Source organism: Mucilaginibacter aquaedulcis, assembly GCF_030409325.1.
GTDB classification, from domain to species: domain Bacteria; phylum Bacteroidota; class Bacteroidia; order Sphingobacteriales; family Sphingobacteriaceae; genus Mucilaginibacter; species Mucilaginibacter aquaedulcis.
This window is the reverse complement of sequence record NZ_JAUFPR010000002.1, coordinates 2,080,772-2,100,414: the sequence shown is the minus strand read 5'-3', so window position 1 is coordinate 2,100,414 and position 19,643 is coordinate 2,080,772. Positions and strand designations below refer to the sequence as shown.

Sequence of the window (19,643 nt, the reverse complement as noted above, 5' to 3'; positions counted from 1 at the left end):
TGTTACCTTTTCAGGATAAGAACCGGTTTATAATTGTTTTTGGCAAGGGCCTTAATAATATTACGATGTGTTAGTTTATACAGGAAACTATGCCTCCCCGGGAGCGCGATAATAAGCTGCGGATCATATTCATAGGAGAAACGGTTAACGTTTTTCAGGATATCCTTTCCCGGCGCCTCGTAAATAGCGTAATGTTGAAGGTTTTGCGTAATTTCTGGTTTAAGTTTATAAGTAAACTCTTGTTCAGGGAGTATGTCAGGAGTATCATTTACGTGGAGCAGGAGCAAATCTGGGTGGGGCCATTGTTCGGCGTTATTCAATTGTTCCAATGATTTTATGGCCGGCAAATTACTTTGATTAAACGGAACCAATGCCAGCCTGATTTGCTGGTAACGTGTAAGTTCAGGAATAATGAGTACGGGTATGGTACTTGTTTTCGCGATCTTGATCAAATGATCGCCTATATAACTTTCTTCGCCCGAAACCCCATGATTGCTGCCAATCAACATTAAATCGGGCTTTTGCTGTTGCAGCAGATTTCTTAATGTTTGTAAAAAAGGAATTTTGCTGAGTATAAAACTGATCCTGACGCGGTTTTTTAAACGGTGAAGTATGGCATGAATTAACGCTTTAAACTGTGCCTGTAGTTGACTATCCAGTTCCGCAACCTTATCGACAGAGTATTGTATAAAATCGGCAGTTGGAATCAATTGTTCAAACTCGGTGATGTAAACATTTACCACTAAAGTGATCTGTTTAACGTTATAATGTTCACTCAGCGCTACCGCATAGCTTAATGCATTGTTTGATGATCTGCTGAAATCGAACGGAATCAAGATTTTTTTCATGGCTTAGTTATTTATGATCAATCTGAAGCAAAATTCCCAAATCCGCTGAAAATCAATTTTATAAATTGCGCCAATAATTTATTCATTTAGGCCAATAAACTTTATGTTAAGAAAAAGTTCACTTTAGATTTGTGATTGTATTAAGGAATTGTACTTTTGCGCCCGGAGAGTTGGCAGAGTGGTCGATTGCGGCAGTCTTGAAAACTGTTGAACTGTGAAAGGTTCCTGGGGTTCGAATCCCTAACTCTCCGCCCTTGCCCGCCGAAGCGGGCTTAAAATTAAGCCAGATAAATAGAACTTATCTGGCTTTTTTATTTTGTGACATAATCAACTTTTTCCTACTCAAAACACTTGTTTTAGCAGTCCCGATCGTTTTATTAAAAAGACTTTAGTATAGTTTATTCTGAGTTTTTATTTTTAAAAGAACTTTGAAAAACAAAGTAAAATTTTTAAATTTATGCTACAAAGAATAGTTTCCTATTAATCCATTAATTAAAAGCATCATGAAAATTTCAAGGACAAAATTCGTTTTCCTTTTTGTAGTTTTTGCCTTTGTCTTTATACTGAGCACAGACCTGTTATTAGGTCAGGCTCCAGAGTCTTTATTTGCACAAAGCTCGCAGGCGAGATGGCAGGTGGTGGGGTCAGCAATTTTATCGCCTGTTAAAATTGTTTTGATGGGACCGTTGTTACCTTTCATTAAGTTTTTGCACCAGGACCCGGATACGCCGCCTCCTTTTTTCCTGATTGGTTTTGCCTTTTACTGGACTATACTTGGCTTCGTGCTCTATTACCTTCTTCATAAGATAAATGTATTTAAATTAAAGAAAAGGTCATTTTAGCTATCTTTAAGTTAAAACACGGTGTTTATGAAAAAGATCACATTCGCTATTTTATTATGCTTTGCCTTTTTACTGGGCTATGGCTTTAGTCGCCTAACCAATACCTCACCTGCAGGCCCGCGTGTTACAGGCATAGGCGGCATTTTCTTTAAAGCCAAATCTCCGGCAGCATTAAAAGCCTGGTATGAAAAAAATCTGGGAATGCATATGGTAGAAAGCGGTACTAACTTTGAATGGCACCAAGGTGCAGACAGCACTAAAAAAGGATTCACCTTATGGGCGCCTTTTAAAGAAACCACCAAATATTTCGGCAATCCTGATAAACAATTTATGATCAATTACAGGGTTGAGCAACTTGATGCGCTTTTGCTGAAGCTAAAGGCAGCAGGCATCTCACCAACTGATTCGGTGGAGAAAGCAAGCTATGGCAGCTTTGTGCATCTCATGGATCCGGAAGGCAATAAGATCGAATTATGGGAACCCAATGATATTGAATACGCCAAATTGGGAAAGATCACCACTAAATAACCTTACAGGAGCCTCATTAAAGCGCGAAATACGTTATTGATTAATTATTAAATAAGCACGAAACCGTGCTTATTCTTCCGTGTCTTTAAACGTTTTTAGGTCTTCGCCTTTATGCAAATGCCGGTTCAGATGTTTAACCGATGATTCGGAGGTGTCGAGATCGTTTTCTTCCTGGGCCTCTTGTTTTGCCTCGTTCAGTGTTTCAATTTCGCGGCCGTTACCAGAAGGTTTTCCCTTGCGTGGTATTTTATCATGCTTTGCCATAACGTACTGTTTAATAACATAAAACAGTTTGAGGGCAAAAGGTTTTAACTATTATAAGTATTTGTATTTATTTTAAAAGGCCGTGCAATTTGCCATGCACGGCCTTACAGTATTATTAACTGAAATTACTATATAAAGAACGATACAAATCAGTTGGGGTTTTTAATGGGTGCACTGCCTGCAGCCGGTGGGTTAACAACAGATTCATCTGCCGGTACATCCCAGTAATCAAGAAAATTATAGTTAATTGTGGCATGGGTGCTTAAAACACCATCTGCGCCAAGTACCACAGCGTTTGTACGGCCGCCACCCTTTGATATATCATCTATTACACCCCATCTGCGGGCATCAAAAAATGCAATACCTCTGAATACAAGGGCAACCCTTCTTTCTCTCCTTAATTCTTCTTTAGCATCTTCAAAGCTCAGTGATCCGCTTAAGGCTGGTAAGCCAGCTCCCTGGTAATTTCTAACATTGTCAATGCTTGCAACCCCAGTGGCTATATTGCCCGTGTTTATAAGCGCCTCGGCTTTCATCAGCTCGTTCTCTTCGTAGCTGCTGCCTATAAATAACTCATAATTACCAGGGGTTTTATCGCTCAATACCGCTACGCCGCCTTTATCAACACCGTTAGCATCCAGTAATTGCCATCTTGTGCTAAAGCTGAAACCACCTACCTGGTTTATGTATTGATTTTGGGTAAAGTTAGCAGCAAGCCGTTTATCGCCGGTTTTATATTCCTGGATCAGGCGCTCGCTAACTTTAAAAGTAGCTGATTTGGGTAAACCTGTGGTCATGGCTGCAACAGAGCCTGAACCTGCAGAGAAAAATCCATTTGTACCTGTTGTGCGACCGGTGAAAACCAAATCGTCTGATTTTATACCGTTGTTCACCAATGTTAAAACCGCGTTCCAGTCTGTGGCGGTCATCGCACTGGTTCTTTTGTTAACCAGCAGGTTGCGGGCCTTCATGGTATTGATATTGCGTATCCACATTGCGGTGGTAAGTATGCCGCCCTTTCCGGTTTGTACAAAGTTTGGCAATAGCTTTCCTAATACCAGGCTATAATCTGAAGTACTGGTAATACCGCTTAACAGGGTACTTGCCTGATCAAAGTTCTTGTTCGACTCCTCGATCATGGCTGCGCTGGTAACATAGGTAGATACTGAACTTGATATATCACCAACGCCTACGGCATTGTTGATGATACCCGCGTAATAGGTTGATCCTATTTTGGAGTAGGCGAACCCTTTCCACCAGTAGGCCCAGGCTTTTATGGTGTTCTTTTTTGTTTCCGCATCGCCTGAAAATTTGATGTCATCAACCAATGATAATATCTGGTTACAGGCATTGTTTAAAGAGTACATATATGCCCATTCGTAAAAAAACATATTAGCTGGCTTTTTATCGCGGGCGTTGCTTATACGTAGTACACTTTTTGAAGGCGAGGTATTAGTTATCCGGGTGCCGTTATCAAATATTACATAATCGGGCAGGTTAACAACGTTGATGTTCTGGTTTGATGCCTCTGCCGAAATGTTATCGCCCAGCAGTTCATGAAAACCAATGCCTAATGAAAAGTAACTATCACCCAGCCAGTTTTGATTGGCTATAATGCTGGGATTATTTCCGTTGAAACCATTCAGGTATACGGCTGCTGTTGAAAGTGAAATTATCCCCGGTTCGTCCTTGGCCTGATCTTTTGTGGGGGAGTTTGGATTTTTAACATCAAGCTGTTTTTTGCAGGATGAAGCAACCAGCAATATAACGGCTGTAAAGTAAATTGATAAATATTTATATTTTTTCATGTTTTTAAATTTATGGTCAATTAAAACCCAAGACTTAATCCTAACTGGTATGATTTATTGTTTGGTGTTGAGCTATTGTCAACCCCGCGGTCAAATGATGAATTTGAGGTGCCTGAGCTAACTTCAGGATCAAAGCCAGTATACTTGGTAAAGGTTAAAATGTTGCGGGCAGCAAATGTTAACAGTACCCTTTTAAAAACCTTATTGGCTATCAATGAAGTAAAATCATATCCTACAGTTAAATTTCTTAAACGAAGAAAAGAGGCATCTTCATAAAAGTAATCTTTGGTTCCGTTCCTGGCAGGGCCGTTCCTGGCTCCAAAATAATCGGCATAAACGCTTCGGTAATAGGCGGTGTAGGCGGCGGTTTGTCCGTTAATGGTTACCGGGTTGTCGTAGTCGCTGCTTATACCGTCACGGTACATCCACTCTTTGGTTTGGTTATATAAGTGGCTGCCATGCACCCAATCAAACTGAAAACCGAATGAAAGATTTTTATAGTTGAAGCTATTGATGAACGACATGTTGAACTTAGGGTTAGGATCACCTAATGAGTATACCTCGTTGGTGAACTGTACGCCCTTAGTAGTTTTATTAACCACACGGCCATCAACTATTTCATATTTGTCATAATCTGCCGGCTGAATGTAAGGAACACCGGCCTGGTTGGTTTGGCTTAAGCTTGTTAAGGCTTTGTAACCGTAGATCTGGCCTATTTTAGCCCCGGCAATTAAAACTTCCTGGGTGCTGCCTGCTGCTGATGTTAAAATGATGGGCGGCCCGTTTATTTTGTCAATTTTTGAAGTTTGGTGGCTAAAGTTTGTGGTTACGTTCCAGTTAAAGTCTTTTGCTCTCAGCACGCTGATATTCAACGATGCCTGAATACCGTTTGATGACAGGTCAATAGCGTTTGTCTTTAAGGTAAGCGGTCCGGTTGATGGGGCAACGCTGACGTCAAAAATTACGTTTGAACCTTTTCTGTTCCAATAAGTAACGCTCAGGTTAATATCACTTAACCAGTTGCCGCTAAAACCTTTGATCCCGATATCGGTTCCTATTTCAAGCTCTCTTGATACTTCTACATTCAGGTTGGGGTTTTTCTGAGCGTTTAGTAGGGCGAAAGTTAAGGCATTGCCAACGTTTTTAGGATCAAGGGTTGGGTAGCGGTCAAATGGTTTAGGCTGTATACCTGCCTTACCATATGCACCTCTTAATTTAAATTCGGGTATGATGTTTCCGAGGCTACCATTTTTCCAGAAATCAAATGATGATGGCCTGATGTAAGCGTTGGCATTAGGGAAAGTAAATGGTTTTGAACCCTGGCCAAACGCCGATGAATAATCGCTTCGGAAACCACCGCCAACACCGGCATAATCGCCTATGTCTATTTTTTGGTTAACAACGTAGCCGTAAGTTACAAAAGGCTCGGTATTGTCTTGTAGTACCTGTTGTGTTTGTGTTTGAATGAAGTTATAAATTGGATAGGTAGGCAAGCTGTATCCATAAGTTAAAAACTGGTTCAAATTGTTTTTACGATAATCGTACTGCAACAAGGTGCTGGTGGTTATGGGTACGTTAAGGTGAAAATCTTTTTCAAAATCGGTTCTGATGGTTACCGATCCGTTAAAGTTTTGAAAAGTGGTGTTGTTGCTTTGTTTGTCAACCTCACCTGTGTTGTCATTTCCGTTATTTGATGATACCCATGATTCTGTATCATTTGAGTTAGCGTTTCCTGACTGATTTTGATAAATGGAATTGATATCCTGATGCGTATAGTTTATCCCATATTTTGCGCTCAGTTCAATAAACTTATTGATCTTGTAATCGGCCTGGATATTTTCAAGTACATCTACCCGGTTGTCCCTTTTACTGGCATACTGTAAATTATAAAACGGGTTGTTACCGTTCACACTCACTGTGCCGGAGTTTAAGGAGTTTGGATAGTTTCCGTCAGGAAGCTTTTGATTGAAATCATAAAAAGGTGAGGCGTTCAACGCATTAAATATGGCATTACCGCCTGAGCCAAAAGTTGGGTTAAGCGAGTTTTTAGTATATATTAACTGGGTTATTGATCTTATTGTAAACCCCTTAAATAATTCGGTGCCTAAGTTGGTGGTTAGGTTGGTTCTGTCATTATAGCCGTTTCTGACAATATTACTTTTCTGGTGATTGTTGGAAATATTTAAGGCATAATCAGTTTTTTCAGATCCACCAGATATGGCTATGCTATGGTTGCGTGTGTAAGCCGTACGGAATAGTTGTTTCAGGTGGTCATAGTATTTGAGGTTTGTTCCGTACTGTTGTGTAGCAACGTTGGCCGGATTTGACATCGCGGTAGGGTTATCGGCCCCGGCAGGGAAGGCCCAGGTAATGCCGGGATAAGTGGCATCCTCATCCAATTGAATGATATTGCCGCTGGCATCAACAAAATTACCATTGGCATCTGTTTTAAAGCTGCTGAGTTTGGCCTGGTGTACATTGCCATTGTTAATAAAGCTGCTTGCAGAAACACTGCTTGATACATCAATTTTAACTTTGCCTTGTACGCCCTTTTTGGTAAATATCTGGATAACGCCATTAGCGCCCTGTGCACCATAAATGGTAGATGCCGCGGCACCCTGCACCACCTCAATATGATCAATACTTGACTGATCAAGCAAACTGATGTCTGTTGATCTGGATTCAACCCCATCAACCAATATCATAGGAGAGGTACCGCCCTGTACAGTATTTATACCGCGCAGCACAATATTGGTGCGTGCGCCGGGTGTACCATCTGTTGAGGAGATCTGCGCACCAGCGATTTTACCTACCAATGCCTGATCAATAGAAGCCTGAGGGGAGGAGGCCAGGTTTTTTCCGGCTATGGATTCAACAGCAATAGCGAGCTTGGCTTTACTGGTAGCCACACCCGAACCTGTTACAACCACTTCATTTAACTGCTTAAAATCGGTGCCCATGGCCACATTGATAACAGTTTTGTTATCAATGGGAACTTCAACCCTCGCGAAACCGATGAAGGAAAAAATGAGTGTGCCGCCTTTTGCCGGCACACTTAAAGAATACTTGCCCAAACCTGAGGTTTGTGTACCTATTTGCAAGCCCTTAACACTAATGGTTACACCTGGAACCGGTAAACCATCATCTTTAGCTGTTACCGTACCTGTTATAATACGGTTTTGGGCATAAGTATACTGGCAAAAAAATGCCAATAAAAGCCCGGTCAAGTTTTTGAGGAAACTTTTTTTCATACTTAAAATCAGTTTTAATAGTTAATTAATCATTTACAATATAAGTTGTAACAATTGTCTTACAATAAGTGACTGATTTTTTAATATTGTATTAAAAAAGTGTAAAATTTTAAGATAAAATTTAGCTTATTTTAAATAAATATTAATTTTTATTATATAAATGTTAATTTATTTTTAGTTATTTAATTTTATAATCAATTTTTTATATAAATAAATTTAATTTTTTCATTTAAAAATTGAAATTTGTTTAAAAAGATATATTTTAATTTAATTTTTTAATAAAAAAATGTAAAACGTTTAAGATTTTTAAGACTTTATATCGGTTTTTTTATGTTTTCTATTTTAAATTGTTTTTTAAAGGTTTCTTTAGTGAATTTTTTCTTCTGGATTTATTATTTGTAGAAAGAATTCATGTTTAAGGCTCGATTGTAAGTATCGCTCCAGGCAACTTAATAACTTTTAAAAATAACTTGCCGAAATAGCTCAGGCTAATTAACTTAGCCACTACGTCAACTTATGCTTTATCTACTTACATTAACTGCCGCTACACTTTTTCTTGCACACCTCGTATTATTACTGGCATCTTTTCGCCGTTCCGGGTTTTCAAAACAACGCTATTTTTATTCGCACTTGACCTTGTGGCTAACGGGTATCTGTGTGTTTCTACTGGCGTGGCAATACCACGGAAAAGCGGTATCAGGGTTCCTGGACTATTTTAATACATTTAATCGGTTAGGGATAATTCTGTTATTCACAGCCGGACTTTCGTCGGTTGCACATTTGATCGTGAAGTTTCTTGTATTGCCCTTATGGCAAAAACGTTGAATTAAATGTGTGTAGATTTTATTGATATTTGAATGTGCAGATATTGTGATGTTGCAGATAACATGATCAATAATTAATATACTACTAACATGAAATTTAATTAACTGACAGATATTTGGTACGATTTATTGATGGCAGCTGTAGTGCTTTCCAAAAATAACTATTCCTACAAAGTGATAGTTGCATAGCTGGGTCGCGTATACCAATATCCGTGATCATTTACTTAACCACCATAAGCGAATTTATAAAATGAATTCAAGAAGAGATTTTCTGAAAAAAGCTGCGCTATTATCAGGCGGTGCTGCGGCAATAAATATGTTGCCCCCGGTAATTCAAAAGGCATTAGCCATTAATCCGGAGCCGGGTAGTACTTTTTATGATGCCGAACATATTGTTTTCCTGATGCAGGAAAATCGCTCTTTCGATCATCAGTTAGGAACTTTACGGGGGGTAAGGGGATATAATGATCCGCGTGCGGTTAATTTACCGGATAAGAACAAAGTTTGGCTGCAAACCAACAAAAATGGCGATACCTATGGCCCCTTTCACCTGGATGTAAAGGATACCAAAATTGCCTGGATGGGATCGCTGCCGCACGGGTGGAGCGACCAAACAGATGCGATGAACAACGGAAAGTATGATAAATGGCTCGAAGTAAAAAAGGCACGCAATAAAGCCTATGCAGATATGCCGTTAACGATGGGCTATTGCGACAGGGAAGATTTTCCATTTTATTATTCCCTTGCCGATGCTTTTACCGTTTGCGATCAGAATTTTTGCTCGAGCATTACAGGTACACACCCCAACCGCTACTATTGGATGACAGGCACCGTTCGTGAAAACAATACACCTGAGGGTATAGCTCATTTGTGGAACATCAGTAACTATGACTACCCTGAACTGGAATGGACTACTTATCCTGAAAGGTTAGAAGAACAAGGTGTTAGCTGGAAGGTATACCAGAACGAACTTACCATGGGCTACGGACTTAAATCTGAGGAAAGCGCCTGGTTAAGTAATTTTGGTACCAATGTGCTGGAGTATTTTAAACAATACAACGTGCGCCTGCATGAAGGCGGTATTGCCAATCTGCAAACAAAAAGAGAAAGCATTCTGCAACAAATTGCCGAGCTGGAAAAACAACCGGCCGAAGGCAACGCCGTAAGATTAGCCGCTGCCAAAAAGGTATTGGCTAATATTGAAGCAGCACAAATCAAATATACTAAAGCCAGTTTTGAAAGCCTGAGTAAAAATGGGCAGGCCTTAAACAGTAAAGCTTTTTCAACAAATATAAACAGCGCCGATTATCATGAATTAAGTCCGCTGACTTATGATGATAAAGGTACTGAGCGCACATTGAACGTGCCCAAGGGCGATGTTTTTTACCAGTTCAGGGAAGATGTTAAAAACGGAACATTGCCAACTGTATCCTGGCTGATGCCGCCGGCTCATTTTTCAGATCATCCGGGCGAACCCTGGTTTGGCCCTTGGTATGTGAGCGAGGCGATGGAGATCTTACTGCAAAACCCCGAAGTTTGGAAGAAGACCATTTTTGTGATCACCTATGATGAAAATGACGGCTACTTTGATCATGTACCTCCTTATGTTGTGCCAAACCCGTATAAAGAACATACAGGAAAGGTATCGGCAGGTATTGATCCTAAGCTTGATTTTGTTACTAAAGATCAGCAGACCAACCCATCGGCCACTGATGCCAATATCCGTGAAGGCGCGGTAGGTTTAGGTTACCGGGTACCGATGATCATTGCATCGCCATGGACACGTGGTGGTTATGTTTGTTCAGAAGTGTTTGATCATACTTCTTCATTACAGTTTGTTGAGAATTTTTTAGAAAAGAAATTTAATAAAAAGATAAAGGAAGAAAATATTACGCAGTGGCGCCGTACCATTTGCGGCGATCTTACATCTGCCTTTAGACCATATCATGGCGAAAAAATAGATGGGCCGTTATTCCTGGAAAAGAAACCTTTTATGGAGGGCATTCATCAGGCACAGTTTAAACAGGTTCCATCTAATTTTAAAAAGTTGACCGCTGCCGAAATTGAACAGATCAATACCGATCATACCCAATCGCCATATTTTCCTAAACAGGAAAAAGGCATAAAACCGGCCTGCGCCTTACCTTACGAGTTATATACCGACGGTTATTTTAACCCGGCCAAAAAAACATATGAGATAGCATTTAAAGCCGGGAATAAGGTTTATGGCAATAAGGCAGCGGGGTCGCCATTTAAGGTGTACGCCGTTAACCCCTACCAGCAAGAGCAACTGCGTGCCTGGGATTACAGTGCCGCTGCAGGCGATACGCTAACCGATGAATGGAATATTAACGATTTTGAAAATCAGGCATACCACCTGAAGGTTTACGGCCCTAATGGGTTCTATCGCGAGTTCACTGGGAATAATAATAATCCTAAAGTTAAAATTAGTATTGATTATGAGGCCGGGCGACTAAGCGCTGCAAGGCTAACCGGTAATGTTGTAGTTAATATTACCAATCATGATAGCAAACCCCATACTGTTATTATAAGTGATAAAAGTTATAAAGCTCCCCAACAAACACAAGTTGTGCCTGGTGGGGGTAGCGCAAAGATAGTTTTAAACTTAACCAAGAATCACAACTGGTATGATTGCGGTGTTAAGCTTAAAGGGTTTAATGATTTTGAAGAACGGTTTGCAGGCAGGGTTGAAACCGGCGCTGTTACCAAGACAGATCCCTTAATGGGAGGAGTTATTTAACAGCATAATAATTTATATAAATGATTTGAAAAGGCTTTTCCGGTGCTGTTTAAATAGCTCCGGAAAAGCCTTTTTTCGCGACAGATTATTCAAGTGTTAATTCGGAAAAACGTATACATTAAATCATTTGTAATTACCTACTTTTGCCGCCACTAAAAGTTCTTTACTTTATTCTTCATCAACCGGTATAGGTTTTACATTACGTAAATTAATAGGGAACCGTGTGCAAATCACGGACTGTCGCGCAACTGTAAGTAACACAACCAGTTTTTGCCCAATTTATGCTCACTGTTCTTTAGCCGGAATGGGAAGGGCGGCAAAAATGTTACAAGTCAGGATACCTGCCATACTTAATTGACAATGCTTTCGCGGTATAAAGCAGCGGTTTGTTCAATGCGTTTACAATTGTTTACGCAGGCATCTTCTATTTTATTCCTCATCAGCATTGCGAAGTTTAGCTAAGGGATTTTAACTGACTTGTTCATTAAATCTTTTAAAAAAATGCTAACACAAAAACTTGGCTCCCCGCGTATTGGCAGCCAGTGTGAATTAAAAAAAATCTGCAGCGTTTCAAACACAGACAAAGCCAGACCGAAAATTTTCCAAACCGGGAGTAGAGCTTCCGTTCAATTAAAATTACTGCTGATATTATTGCTGCTTTGCAGCAGTCAATTACTTTTTGCACAGCAAAGCAGCCTTTCGGGCAAGATCATTGACAGCGCAACACGTGTACCTGTTAATGGTGTAACCGTTACCTTAACGCCCGGCAACCATGTTGATATTACCGATGGAAACGGTAATTTTTATTTTAAAAGCATAGGTGCTGGCCGCACAATTACCATATCTGCCGTGGGTTATAAAAAAAGGATATCCACCACAGCTGATTTTCAAAAAAACAAGGTATTCGCAATTGTTCCGCAGCAAACTCAGCTGTCTGATGTGGTTATCTCGGGTAACTCGGCAAATCCATATAAGGCCCTCAGCGAAATGGATGTTAAAATGCGCGGCGTATCCAACTCGCAGGAAGTGTTGCGCATGGTGCCGGGGTTGTTTATAGGGCAGCACCAGGGTGGAGGTAAAGCCGAGCAGATATTTTTACGCGGCTTTGATAACGACCACGGTACAGACATTGCCCTTTATGCTGATGGCATACCGATCAATATGGTATCCCATGCACACGCTCAGGGTTATGCCGACAGCCACTTTATTATCCCCGAAACCATTGAAAGTACAAGCTATAAAAAAGGATCATATGATGCCGAAAAAGGTGACCTGGATGTAACCGGTGCTGTGGATTTTCATACGGCTAATGCCATCAGCCAAAATACGGTTAAGGTAGAAGGAGGACAGTTCAATACCTACCGGGTTTTAGCTATGGTAAATTTGTTAGGCGAAAAAGCTAAGGCTAATAACCAATCATGGTACGCTGCTTCAGAATACCGGTATAGCGACAGTTACTTTGATAATCCACAGCATTTTAAGCGCTTCAATTTTTTTACCAAATACCATGGCAAAATATCAGCTAATAACTGGCTAACCTTGACTGCTTCTACGCTTTACAGCAGTTGGTTTGCATCTGGCCAGATACCTGAGAGTGCCATAAATGAGGGAAAGGTTGCTTACTACGGTGCGCTTGACCCCAATGAGGGTGGTGTAACCTCCCGTACCAATATTAACGCGCAACTGTTAACAACATTAGGCGAGCATGACCTGCTAAAAAATCAATTATATTACTCCAGATATAAATTTGATCTGCACAGCAATTTTACTTTCTTTTTGGTTGATACTGTAAATGGCGATGAAATAAGGCAAAGAGAGGCTCGTAATTTATATGGTTATAACGGTAGCTACTTTCACGAGGGATATCTGGGCGATGTAAAAGTAACTACCGATGTAGGAATCAACGCGCGGTTGGATGTTACCGATAATTCTGAATTATCACATACGGTTAATCGTTACACATTAGTTAGTCCTATTAAATTGGGTGATATCACCGTGTTTAGCGCAGGGGCTTACATCAGCGAAACGTTTAAATTCAACTCTAAATTTACCCTAAACGCAGGCTTGCGGTTTGATCAGTTCTACTATAAATACAATAACAAGCTGGCCAGCGATACAACACTACGCGGTGTAGGTGTTTACAAAGAAAATAATAACATCATAAGCCCTAAAATCAACTTTTATTATCAGGCTACGGATAAAACGCAGGTTTATCTATCGCTTGGCAAAGGCTTTAACTCAAACGATGCCCGTGTAATGGCGGCAACAGGCGGTGCAGAGGGTTTAGCCGCTGCCTATAATGCAGATTTAGGAACTGTATTTAAACCGGTTAAATCTCTGCTGATCAATACTGCCATATGGTACGGATACCTATCCAAAGAGTTTGTTTATGGCGGCGATGGCGGTACGGTTGATTTCAGCGGACGTACACAACGCATGGGCTTTGACCTTTCTGCCCGCTACCAGCCCGTATCATTCCTGTTCATTGATGCCGACTTGAACTACGCGCATGGCCGAGCCTTGGATGACCCATCTGGGCAAAACTATATTCCATTAGCGCCAGTATGGAGCAGTACAGGCGGCATTACCTACCTAAGCAAAAGCGGTTTTAATGGCAGCTTACGTTATCGTTATCTGGGTGATCGCCCTGCTAATGAGGATTACAGTTTAACCGCGGTGGGCTATTTTGTAAACGATCTGGTATTGAATTACACCCAACCCAAATACGAGGTAGGCTTAACCATTAATAACCTGTTTAATGTGAAATGGAAAGAATCGCAATTTGAAACAGAAACCCGCCTCAAGGGAGAATCACCAGTTGATGGTGTGGCGTTTACGCCGGGTACAAAATTTGCAGCCCTGGCGCATGTAAGTTTCTTTTTTTAGTTGGATGTTTATTCTTATTCGCTTAAATGCTAATGGGTAGCGTTCGGAAATATTGATCTCAAATTATTGTTTTTGATAAACAAACAAACTATCGTTGGAGGTTACCACCATTTTTGAGCCATCAACCAAAAGTAGCTTGTATCTTAAATTAATTGATGGTGGATATTGTATGATCAGGCTGTCGCTGATGAGTGTTACAACGTAAGGTGCAGGGATACCATCTGTATTATTGATTACGATGTTGTAATTATTGTATTTCCAGGTGCCTAAAAGTGATTGGTCGGTAGCGGTATTTTTGGGGTCTTTACTACAGGAACTGAGTGTTAATAATGTTGAGAGATTTAATAAAGTTCTAATTTTCATCCGCCAAAATTAAAAGTTTTAGTGCTTGAAAAAAAGTGAGGTGGTGTATGCGATAGATGAGTGTAAATAAGTCCCTGATCAATATTGATCAGGGACTTTATTTTATGCAGGAGGTTGGATTTTAGTAACAGATTTGCTTTCCAGTTTTACGAACTTAAAACTATAAGCCAAATATAGCAAATTTATGTTATTATGTTCATACATTTAATTTTAAGGCTACAGCCACAATATAAATACGTGTGCCTGGTAAAATAAAAATAGAAAGTAGAGAAATCACTCCCTTCGGCTTTCTATAGTATATATAAAGTTATCGGCTTTGTAATAGCCAAGGTTAAATTCAATGGGTCTGTCGCCCTGATCATAAACATATCTTTTCCTGAAAAGGATAGGGCTGCCAGGTTCCACCTCCAGTTTGTTGGCAATAAATTTATCAGCTACTTTGGCACTTATTTCTTCTTTAGACAGGTCAACCACAATGGAGTGTTCTTTCTCCAGTATCTCGTATAAGGGGCGCTTAAAATCTTCTTCGCCGGTAAGGCCTACCCGCGGGTGAAAGTAGGATACAAAGTATACAAACGGGCCATCGGCACCACCTCTTAATCGCTCAAGCTTCAATACTTTTTTTGATATGTTTATCTCAAAAAAGTTGGCAATTGGCTCTTCAGGATTTACCCAGCTAATGTGCAGCTCAAAATTGCGGATCGGGATACCCCGTGCGTTCATCTCTTGCGAAAAGCTTAACCAATTATTTGATTTTGAACTAACCGGTGCACCTGCCACCTTTGTGCCTATACCTTTTTTTCTGATCAGGAGCCCTTCATACACCAGTTTGTTAAGTGCTTGCCGCAATGTGGTACGGGATATGGCCAGCTGCTTTGCCAGATCTACCTCATTGGGTAACAACTTACCATCTGCGTATTGCGGATCTATAATAATACTGCGTAAAAGCTCCTCTGCTTGCAGGTGCAGGGGGATGGGGCTTTTATGGTTGATTGATAATTTCATGGTTTTTGGCTTAAAACGGAGTGAAACAACCCGTTTAAGTGATATTGGTTTAATTTATGGTTTAAATTGGGTATTTGTATCAACAAAAGCTTAACGGAACGTAATTTAGCAAAAATAAAAAAATGTTTTGTTTATGATTGTTATGTTTATATGTTTGTACATAATAAAATATAACATCGATATTTTTATTAATAACCAATCGTAACTACTATAATCTACTATTATTAGTATAGTGCTGTACTCTTTGCAGGGTAATAAAAATGAGAAAAAACACTTCAGGGTATAGTACAATAAAATTTATATGGATATAAGCTTAATATCTGTTTTTACTACAAATGCATCGAACAGCTGGCAAAAACAACCTATTGATTATACTGATTTAGGGCCACAACCAAATGTTAACTTGGGAAGTAGGCTGGGCGACGCGCCACCATTCATTTCTGCCGCAATCAAATAACCTAACAATAACCAATTACCTAACATAATTATGAAAGAAGTTAAAAAATTGAGATTGAGTACAATTACACTTGTTGCCTCTCTCGGTGGTTTTTTGTTCGGGTTTGACATTGCTGTTGTATCCGGCGTATTGCCACTGATTGAAAAACAATTCCATTTAACCGCGGCCCAGGAGGGATGGTTTGTATCATCGGGTCTGGTGGGCTGCATTATTGGTGTGGCATTCTCGGGCGAGGTAAGTGATCGCCTCGGGCGAAAAATTCCGTTATTGCTATCGGCAGCGTTATTCTTGCTTTCTGCTTTAGGATGCGCATTTATGCCATCAATGTTTTGGGTAATCGCGGCTCGCTTACTTGGAGGTGTGGGTATTGGTATAGCATCAAACGTGGTGCCCTTATATATTTCAGAAATTGCGCCGGCAAATATCAGGGGCAGATTGGTTACTTATTACCAATTGGCAGTTACCCTGGGAATCCTGGTGGCCTATCTTACCAACGCGGGCCTGGTTAGCTACGTAACGCAATCGCCGGGTGAAGGCTTTTTTCAAAGAGAAATATGGCGGGCCATGCTTGGTTTGGGTGCTATCCCCGCATTGTTGTTTTTACTGGGATTATTTGCCGTACCCGAAAGCCCAAGATGGCTTATACAAAAAGGACGTAATGCAGAAGCAGCCGATATCACAAACCGCTTGTTTGGTAATACAGGGCAGGATATTATACAGGAGGCTTCGGCGGTAAAACACCAGGGTTCATACAAAGAGTTGTTTGCACCCGGTATGCGTAAAGCGCTGCTGATAGGGATCTTATTACCATTGTTCTCACAGTTTAGCGGTATTAACGCCATTATTTATTACGGCCCGAGTATTTTAAGTAATGCCGGTATCTCGCTAAGTAATTCACTGATCAGCCAGATCATATTTGGGGCGGCGAATATGCTGTTCACCCTCATAGCTATCTGGAAGGTTGATAGCTGGGGCCGCCGCCCATTGTATTTATATGGTACCGCAGGGGCTGCGGCAACCCTTATAGCAACAGGTTTTTGCTTTTATACCGGAGCAACGGCCAACATGTGGTTATTGGTTTGTGTGCTTTCTTTCCTTGCCTTTTTTGCATTTTCAATAGGGCCGTTAAAATTTGTGGTTGCCTCAGAGATATTTCCCAATGCCATTAGGGGCAGGGCGCTGGCTATAAGTATTATGGTGATGTGGGTTGCCGACGCCATAGTAGGGCAGTTAACGCCCATTCTCCTGAAAGGGATTGGCAGTGCCGGTACGTTTTGGTTCTTTGCTTTTTTCTGCGTGGTGGCTTACGTTGTAGTATATAAATTACTTCCCGAAACCAAAGGCAAATCGCTGGAACACATTGAAAATTATTGGAAAGAAAAAGGTATTGACGCAAGTAGTCATCAACATGATGATCAACACATAACCCTTCATTAAAATGTTAAAAAAGCTCAAACTCACTTTTGCCGGTATAACGTTTTTAGCTTTAAATGCAGCTTCGACGGTAACATATGCGCAGCAAACCGATTTAACAAAATACGTTGATCCGCGCATTGGAACGGCTCATTCCAGGTGGTTTTTCTTTACACCCGGTGCTTCGCCGTTTGGTATGGCTAAGCCTGCTCCTTCAACTAATGGTCACTATGGTAATGCTCACGGCTGGGATGCTGTAGGATATGATTACCGGCATACCTCTATTGAAGGTTTCGCTAACTTTCACGAATTTCAGGTAGGAGGGGTTGTGTTTGCTCCTTCAACTGGGCCATTACAAACAGTTCCCGGAAGGTTAGAACATCCAGAGGAGGGTTATCGGTCAGCGTTTGACCGTAAAGATGAAAAGGCTACGGCTGGTTACTACTCTGTGTTATTGAAAAAATATGGTATCAGGGCCGAGCTTACTTCTACACCAAGGGTAGCGTTTCACAGGTATACTTTCCCGGCAAATAAGCAATCGCACATTATATTTGATATTGGCAACAAACAGGGAGAGAGCGGTGAAGTAAAAGATGCTAAAGTATACCTAACACCCGAAGGCAGGGTTGAAGGCTATGTGATCACTCAGCCGGTATATGTGCTCAAATATCAGCCCAACGCCGAGGTGATCATGTATTTTTCCGCTGTACTTGATAAAAAGCCTGAAAGCTATGGTACATTTAACGGTGATCAAAAAACTGATGGCGTTAAAGAAGCAAGCGGAAAGGGTGCTGGCATATACCTTAACTTCAACACAAAAGATAAGGAAAGCATTACTGTAAAAGCAGGACTATCTTATACCTCTATTGAAAATGCCCGTCTTAATCTTCAGGCAGAGGCTAATGGTCTTACATTTGATGCCGCTAAAATAAAAGCGCATAATACCTGGAACCAATACTTGCGCCGCATTGAGGTAGAAGGTAACAAGCAGGAGGATATCATTAAATTTTATACAGGCTTATATCATGCCCTGCTTGGCCGGGGGCTGGCAAGTGATGTAAATGGTGCTTATCCGAAAAACGACGGCACTGTTGGGCAGATAGCACTTGATGCAAAAGGGCATCCCATGCATAATCACTACAATACAGATGCCATTTGGGGAGCGTTCTGGAACTTGACGCAATTATGGGCTATAGCTTATCCGGAATACTATTCAGACTATGTAAAAAGCCAGCTGCTCATTTACAAAGATTCGGGCTGGCTGGCCGATGGTATAGCCAACAGCAAGTATGTATCAGGCGTGGGTACAAATTATGTTAGCCTGATTATGGCCAGCGCCTATATGTGCGGTATCCACGATTTTGATATTCAACAGGGTTACGCGGCAGCTATTAAGAATGAATTGGATGGCGAGAATCGTCCGCGGGGAGCTGGTAAGTTAGATGTGGCACGTTTTGTGAAATTGGGCTATGTGGATCATATCGATAAAAGTACGGCATCGGCAGAGGTATGGCAATTTTCTGCCTCACACACGCTGGAGTATTCATTCAGCTCTTATGCCGTAGGCCAGTGGGCCAAATTACTTGGAAAACAAAAAGATTACGAACAGTTAAATGCGCTATCAAAAGGATGGGAAAAAATATATGATCCGGCATTAAAACTGGTGCATCCTAAACTGGCTAACGGACAATTCATAGATAACTTTAAACCGAGTGAAGTATGGCGCGGCTTTCAGGAGGGTAATGCCTGGCAATACACTTTCTATGTTCCGCAGGATCCAAATGGGTTGATAGCTAAAATTGGCAAAACAGAATTTACCAAACGGCTTGATAGTATTTTCACCGTATCGCAGCCAAACGCTTTTGGCGGCGGGAAAAAATTAGATGCTTTCTCGGGCTTAGAAAGCCCATACAACCATGGTAATCAACCTAATTTGCACACATCTTGGTTATTTAATTTTTCTGGTAGTCCATCATTAACACAAAAATGGGTTCGTGCCATCTGTAACGAGTTTTATGGTGCCGATGGCATCCATGGTTATGGTTACGGACAGGATGAAGATCAGGGTCAGTTAGGTGCCTGGTATGTTATATCAAGCTTAGGATTATTTGATGTTAAAGGCTTTACCGATATTAAACCTCAGGTTGGCTTAGGCAGTCCTTTATTCAATAAGGTAACCATTAAACTCAATAAAAAATATTACAAGGGCACCCAATTTGTAATGGAGGTTAAAAACAACTCGGATAAAAATGCTTACGTGCAAAGTTTTAAATACAATAATAAAGCATTGCACCAGCCATTTTTACCACTCGCCGATATTTTAAACGGAGGTAAATTAAGCCTGGATATGGGAACAAAGCCTGTAAATACTTATTAAACAGTAATTCATGTAT

Annotated in this window: 12 protein-coding genes, 1 tRNA gene and 1 riboswitch; of the genes, 7 read left to right on the top strand and 6 right to left on the bottom strand. The window is 40.8% G+C overall.

The annotated features are described in order from the left end of the window. Positions 1 to 2 precede the first annotated feature (2 nt). Complete coding sequence (locus QWZ01_RS13080) at positions 3 to 848, bottom strand: universal stress protein (RefSeq protein ID WP_290323787.1); 846 nt, start codon at positions 846 to 848, stop codon at positions 3 to 5. A 164-nt stretch (positions 849 to 1,012) separates the two neighbouring features. On the opposite strand from QWZ01_RS13080, the gene QWZ01_RS13075 reads away from it, so the two are divergent. The 3 genes from QWZ01_RS13075 to QWZ01_RS13065 all read left to right on the top strand — a co-directional run bounded on the left by QWZ01_RS13075 (position 1,013) and on the right by QWZ01_RS13065 (position 2,218). Then, positions 1,013 to 1,099 (top strand) — tRNA-Ser (locus QWZ01_RS13075). A gap of 252 nt (positions 1,100 to 1,351) precedes the next feature. Further along, positions 1,352 to 1,690 (top strand): hypothetical protein, encoded by a 339-nt coding sequence (locus QWZ01_RS13070; protein WP_290323785.1) that lies wholly within the window; start codon positions 1,352 to 1,354, stop codon positions 1,688 to 1,690. Positions 1,691 to 1,717: 27 nt separating this feature from the next. After that, the gene (locus tag QWZ01_RS13065) at positions 1,718 to 2,218 is read left to right on the top strand and encodes a VOC family protein (RefSeq protein WP_290323783.1); all 501 of its coding nucleotides are present in this window, start codon (positions 1,718 to 1,720) and stop codon (positions 2,216 to 2,218) included. Between the two features lie 69 nt (positions 2,219 to 2,287). Here the strand turns inward: QWZ01_RS13065 and QWZ01_RS13060 are convergent, their stop codons facing one another. The 3 genes from QWZ01_RS13060 to QWZ01_RS13050 all read right to left on the bottom strand — a co-directional run bounded on the left by QWZ01_RS13060 (position 2,288) and on the right by QWZ01_RS13050 (position 7,541). Next, positions 2,288 to 2,482 carry a hypothetical protein gene (locus QWZ01_RS13060; RefSeq protein WP_290323781.1) on the bottom strand — a complete coding sequence of 65 codons (195 nt, stop codon included), beginning with the start codon at positions 2,480 to 2,482 and terminating at the stop codon, positions 2,288 to 2,290. Between the two features lie 149 nt (positions 2,483 to 2,631). Further along, on the bottom strand, positions 2,632 to 4,290 hold the full coding sequence (locus QWZ01_RS13055) for a RagB/SusD family nutrient uptake outer membrane protein (protein WP_290323780.1): 1,659 nt from the start codon (positions 4,288 to 4,290) through the stop codon (positions 2,632 to 2,634). 20 nt (positions 4,291 to 4,310) lie between these two features. Next, positions 4,311 to 7,541 (bottom strand): SusC/RagA family TonB-linked outer membrane protein, encoded by a 3,231-nt coding sequence (locus QWZ01_RS13050; protein ID WP_290323779.1) that lies wholly within the window; start codon positions 7,539 to 7,541, stop codon positions 4,311 to 4,313. Positions 7,542 to 8,615: 1,074 nt separating this feature from the next. On the opposite strand from QWZ01_RS13050, the gene QWZ01_RS13045 reads away from it, so the two are divergent. Continuing rightward, positions 8,616 to 11,126 (top strand): phosphocholine-specific phospholipase C, encoded by a 2,511-nt coding sequence (locus tag QWZ01_RS13045; protein ID WP_290323778.1) that lies wholly within the window; start codon positions 8,616 to 8,618, stop codon positions 11,124 to 11,126. Positions 11,127 to 11,298: 172 nt separating this feature from the next. After that, positions 11,299 to 11,489, top strand: a riboswitch (cobalamin riboswitch). Between the two features lie 138 nt (positions 11,490 to 11,627). After that, positions 11,628 to 14,012 carry a TonB-dependent receptor gene (locus QWZ01_RS13040; protein WP_290323777.1) on the top strand — a complete coding sequence of 795 codons (2,385 nt, stop codon included), beginning with the start codon at positions 11,628 to 11,630 and terminating at the stop codon, positions 14,010 to 14,012. 63 nt (positions 14,013 to 14,075) lie between these two features. Here the strand turns inward: QWZ01_RS13040 and QWZ01_RS13035 are convergent, their stop codons facing one another. Further along, positions 14,076 to 14,375, bottom strand: a complete 300-nt coding sequence (locus tag QWZ01_RS13035) for a hypothetical protein (protein WP_290323776.1) — start codon at positions 14,373 to 14,375, stop codon at positions 14,076 to 14,078. Between the two features lie 273 nt (positions 14,376 to 14,648). Further along, complete coding sequence (locus QWZ01_RS13030) at positions 14,649 to 15,380, bottom strand: GntR family transcriptional regulator (protein WP_290323775.1); 732 nt, start codon at positions 15,378 to 15,380, stop codon at positions 14,649 to 14,651. 487 nt (positions 15,381 to 15,867) lie between these two features. On the opposite strand from QWZ01_RS13030, the gene QWZ01_RS13025 reads away from it, so the two are divergent. Continuing rightward, positions 15,868 to 17,274, top strand: coding sequence for a sugar porter family MFS transporter (locus QWZ01_RS13025; RefSeq protein ID WP_290323774.1), 1,407 nt, complete (start codon positions 15,868 to 15,870; stop codon positions 17,272 to 17,274). Position 17,275: 1 nt separating this feature from the next. After that, positions 17,276 to 19,627 carry a GH92 family glycosyl hydrolase gene (locus QWZ01_RS13020; protein WP_290323773.1) on the top strand — a complete coding sequence of 784 codons (2,352 nt, stop codon included), beginning with the start codon at positions 17,276 to 17,278 and terminating at the stop codon, positions 19,625 to 19,627. Positions 19,628 to 19,643 lie beyond the last annotated feature (16 nt).

Excerpts from the sequence above, each read along its gene's own strand:
- QWZ01_RS13035 (WP_290323776.1), bottom strand. The coding sequence starts at position 14,375 with ATGAAAATTAGAACTTTATTAAATCTCTCAACATTATTAACACTCAGT.
- QWZ01_RS13070 (WP_290323785.1), top strand. The coding sequence starts at position 1,352 with ATGAAAATTTCAAGGACAAAATTCGTTTTCCTTTTTGTAGTTTTTGCC.
- QWZ01_RS13055 (WP_290323780.1), bottom strand. The coding sequence starts at position 4,290 with ATGAAAAAATATAAATATTTATCAATTTACTTTACAGCCGTTATATTG.
- QWZ01_RS13040 (WP_290323777.1), top strand. The coding sequence starts at position 11,628 with ATGCTAACACAAAAACTTGGCTCCCCGCGTATTGGCAGCCAGTGTGAA.
- QWZ01_RS13030 (WP_290323775.1), bottom strand. The coding sequence starts at position 15,380 with ATGAAATTATCAATCAACCATAAAAGCCCCATCCCCCTGCACCTGCAA.
- QWZ01_RS13020 (WP_290323773.1), top strand. The coding sequence starts at position 17,276 with ATGTTAAAAAAGCTCAAACTCACTTTTGCCGGTATAACGTTTTTAGCT.
- QWZ01_RS13050 (WP_290323779.1), bottom strand. The coding sequence starts at position 7,541 with ATGAAAAAAAGTTTCCTCAAAAACTTGACCGGGCTTTTATTGGCATTT.
- QWZ01_RS13065 (WP_290323783.1), top strand. The coding sequence starts at position 1,718 with ATGAAAAAGATCACATTCGCTATTTTATTATGCTTTGCCTTTTTACTG.
- QWZ01_RS13045 (WP_290323778.1), top strand. The coding sequence starts at position 8,616 with ATGAATTCAAGAAGAGATTTTCTGAAAAAAGCTGCGCTATTATCAGGC.
- QWZ01_RS13060 (WP_290323781.1), bottom strand. The coding sequence starts at position 2,482 with ATGGCAAAGCATGATAAAATACCACGCAAGGGAAAACCTTCTGGTAAC.
- QWZ01_RS13080 (WP_290323787.1), bottom strand. The coding sequence starts at position 848 with ATGAAAAAAATCTTGATTCCGTTCGATTTCAGCAGATCATCAAACAAT.
- QWZ01_RS13025 (WP_290323774.1), top strand. The coding sequence starts at position 15,868 with ATGAAAGAAGTTAAAAAATTGAGATTGAGTACAATTACACTTGTTGCC.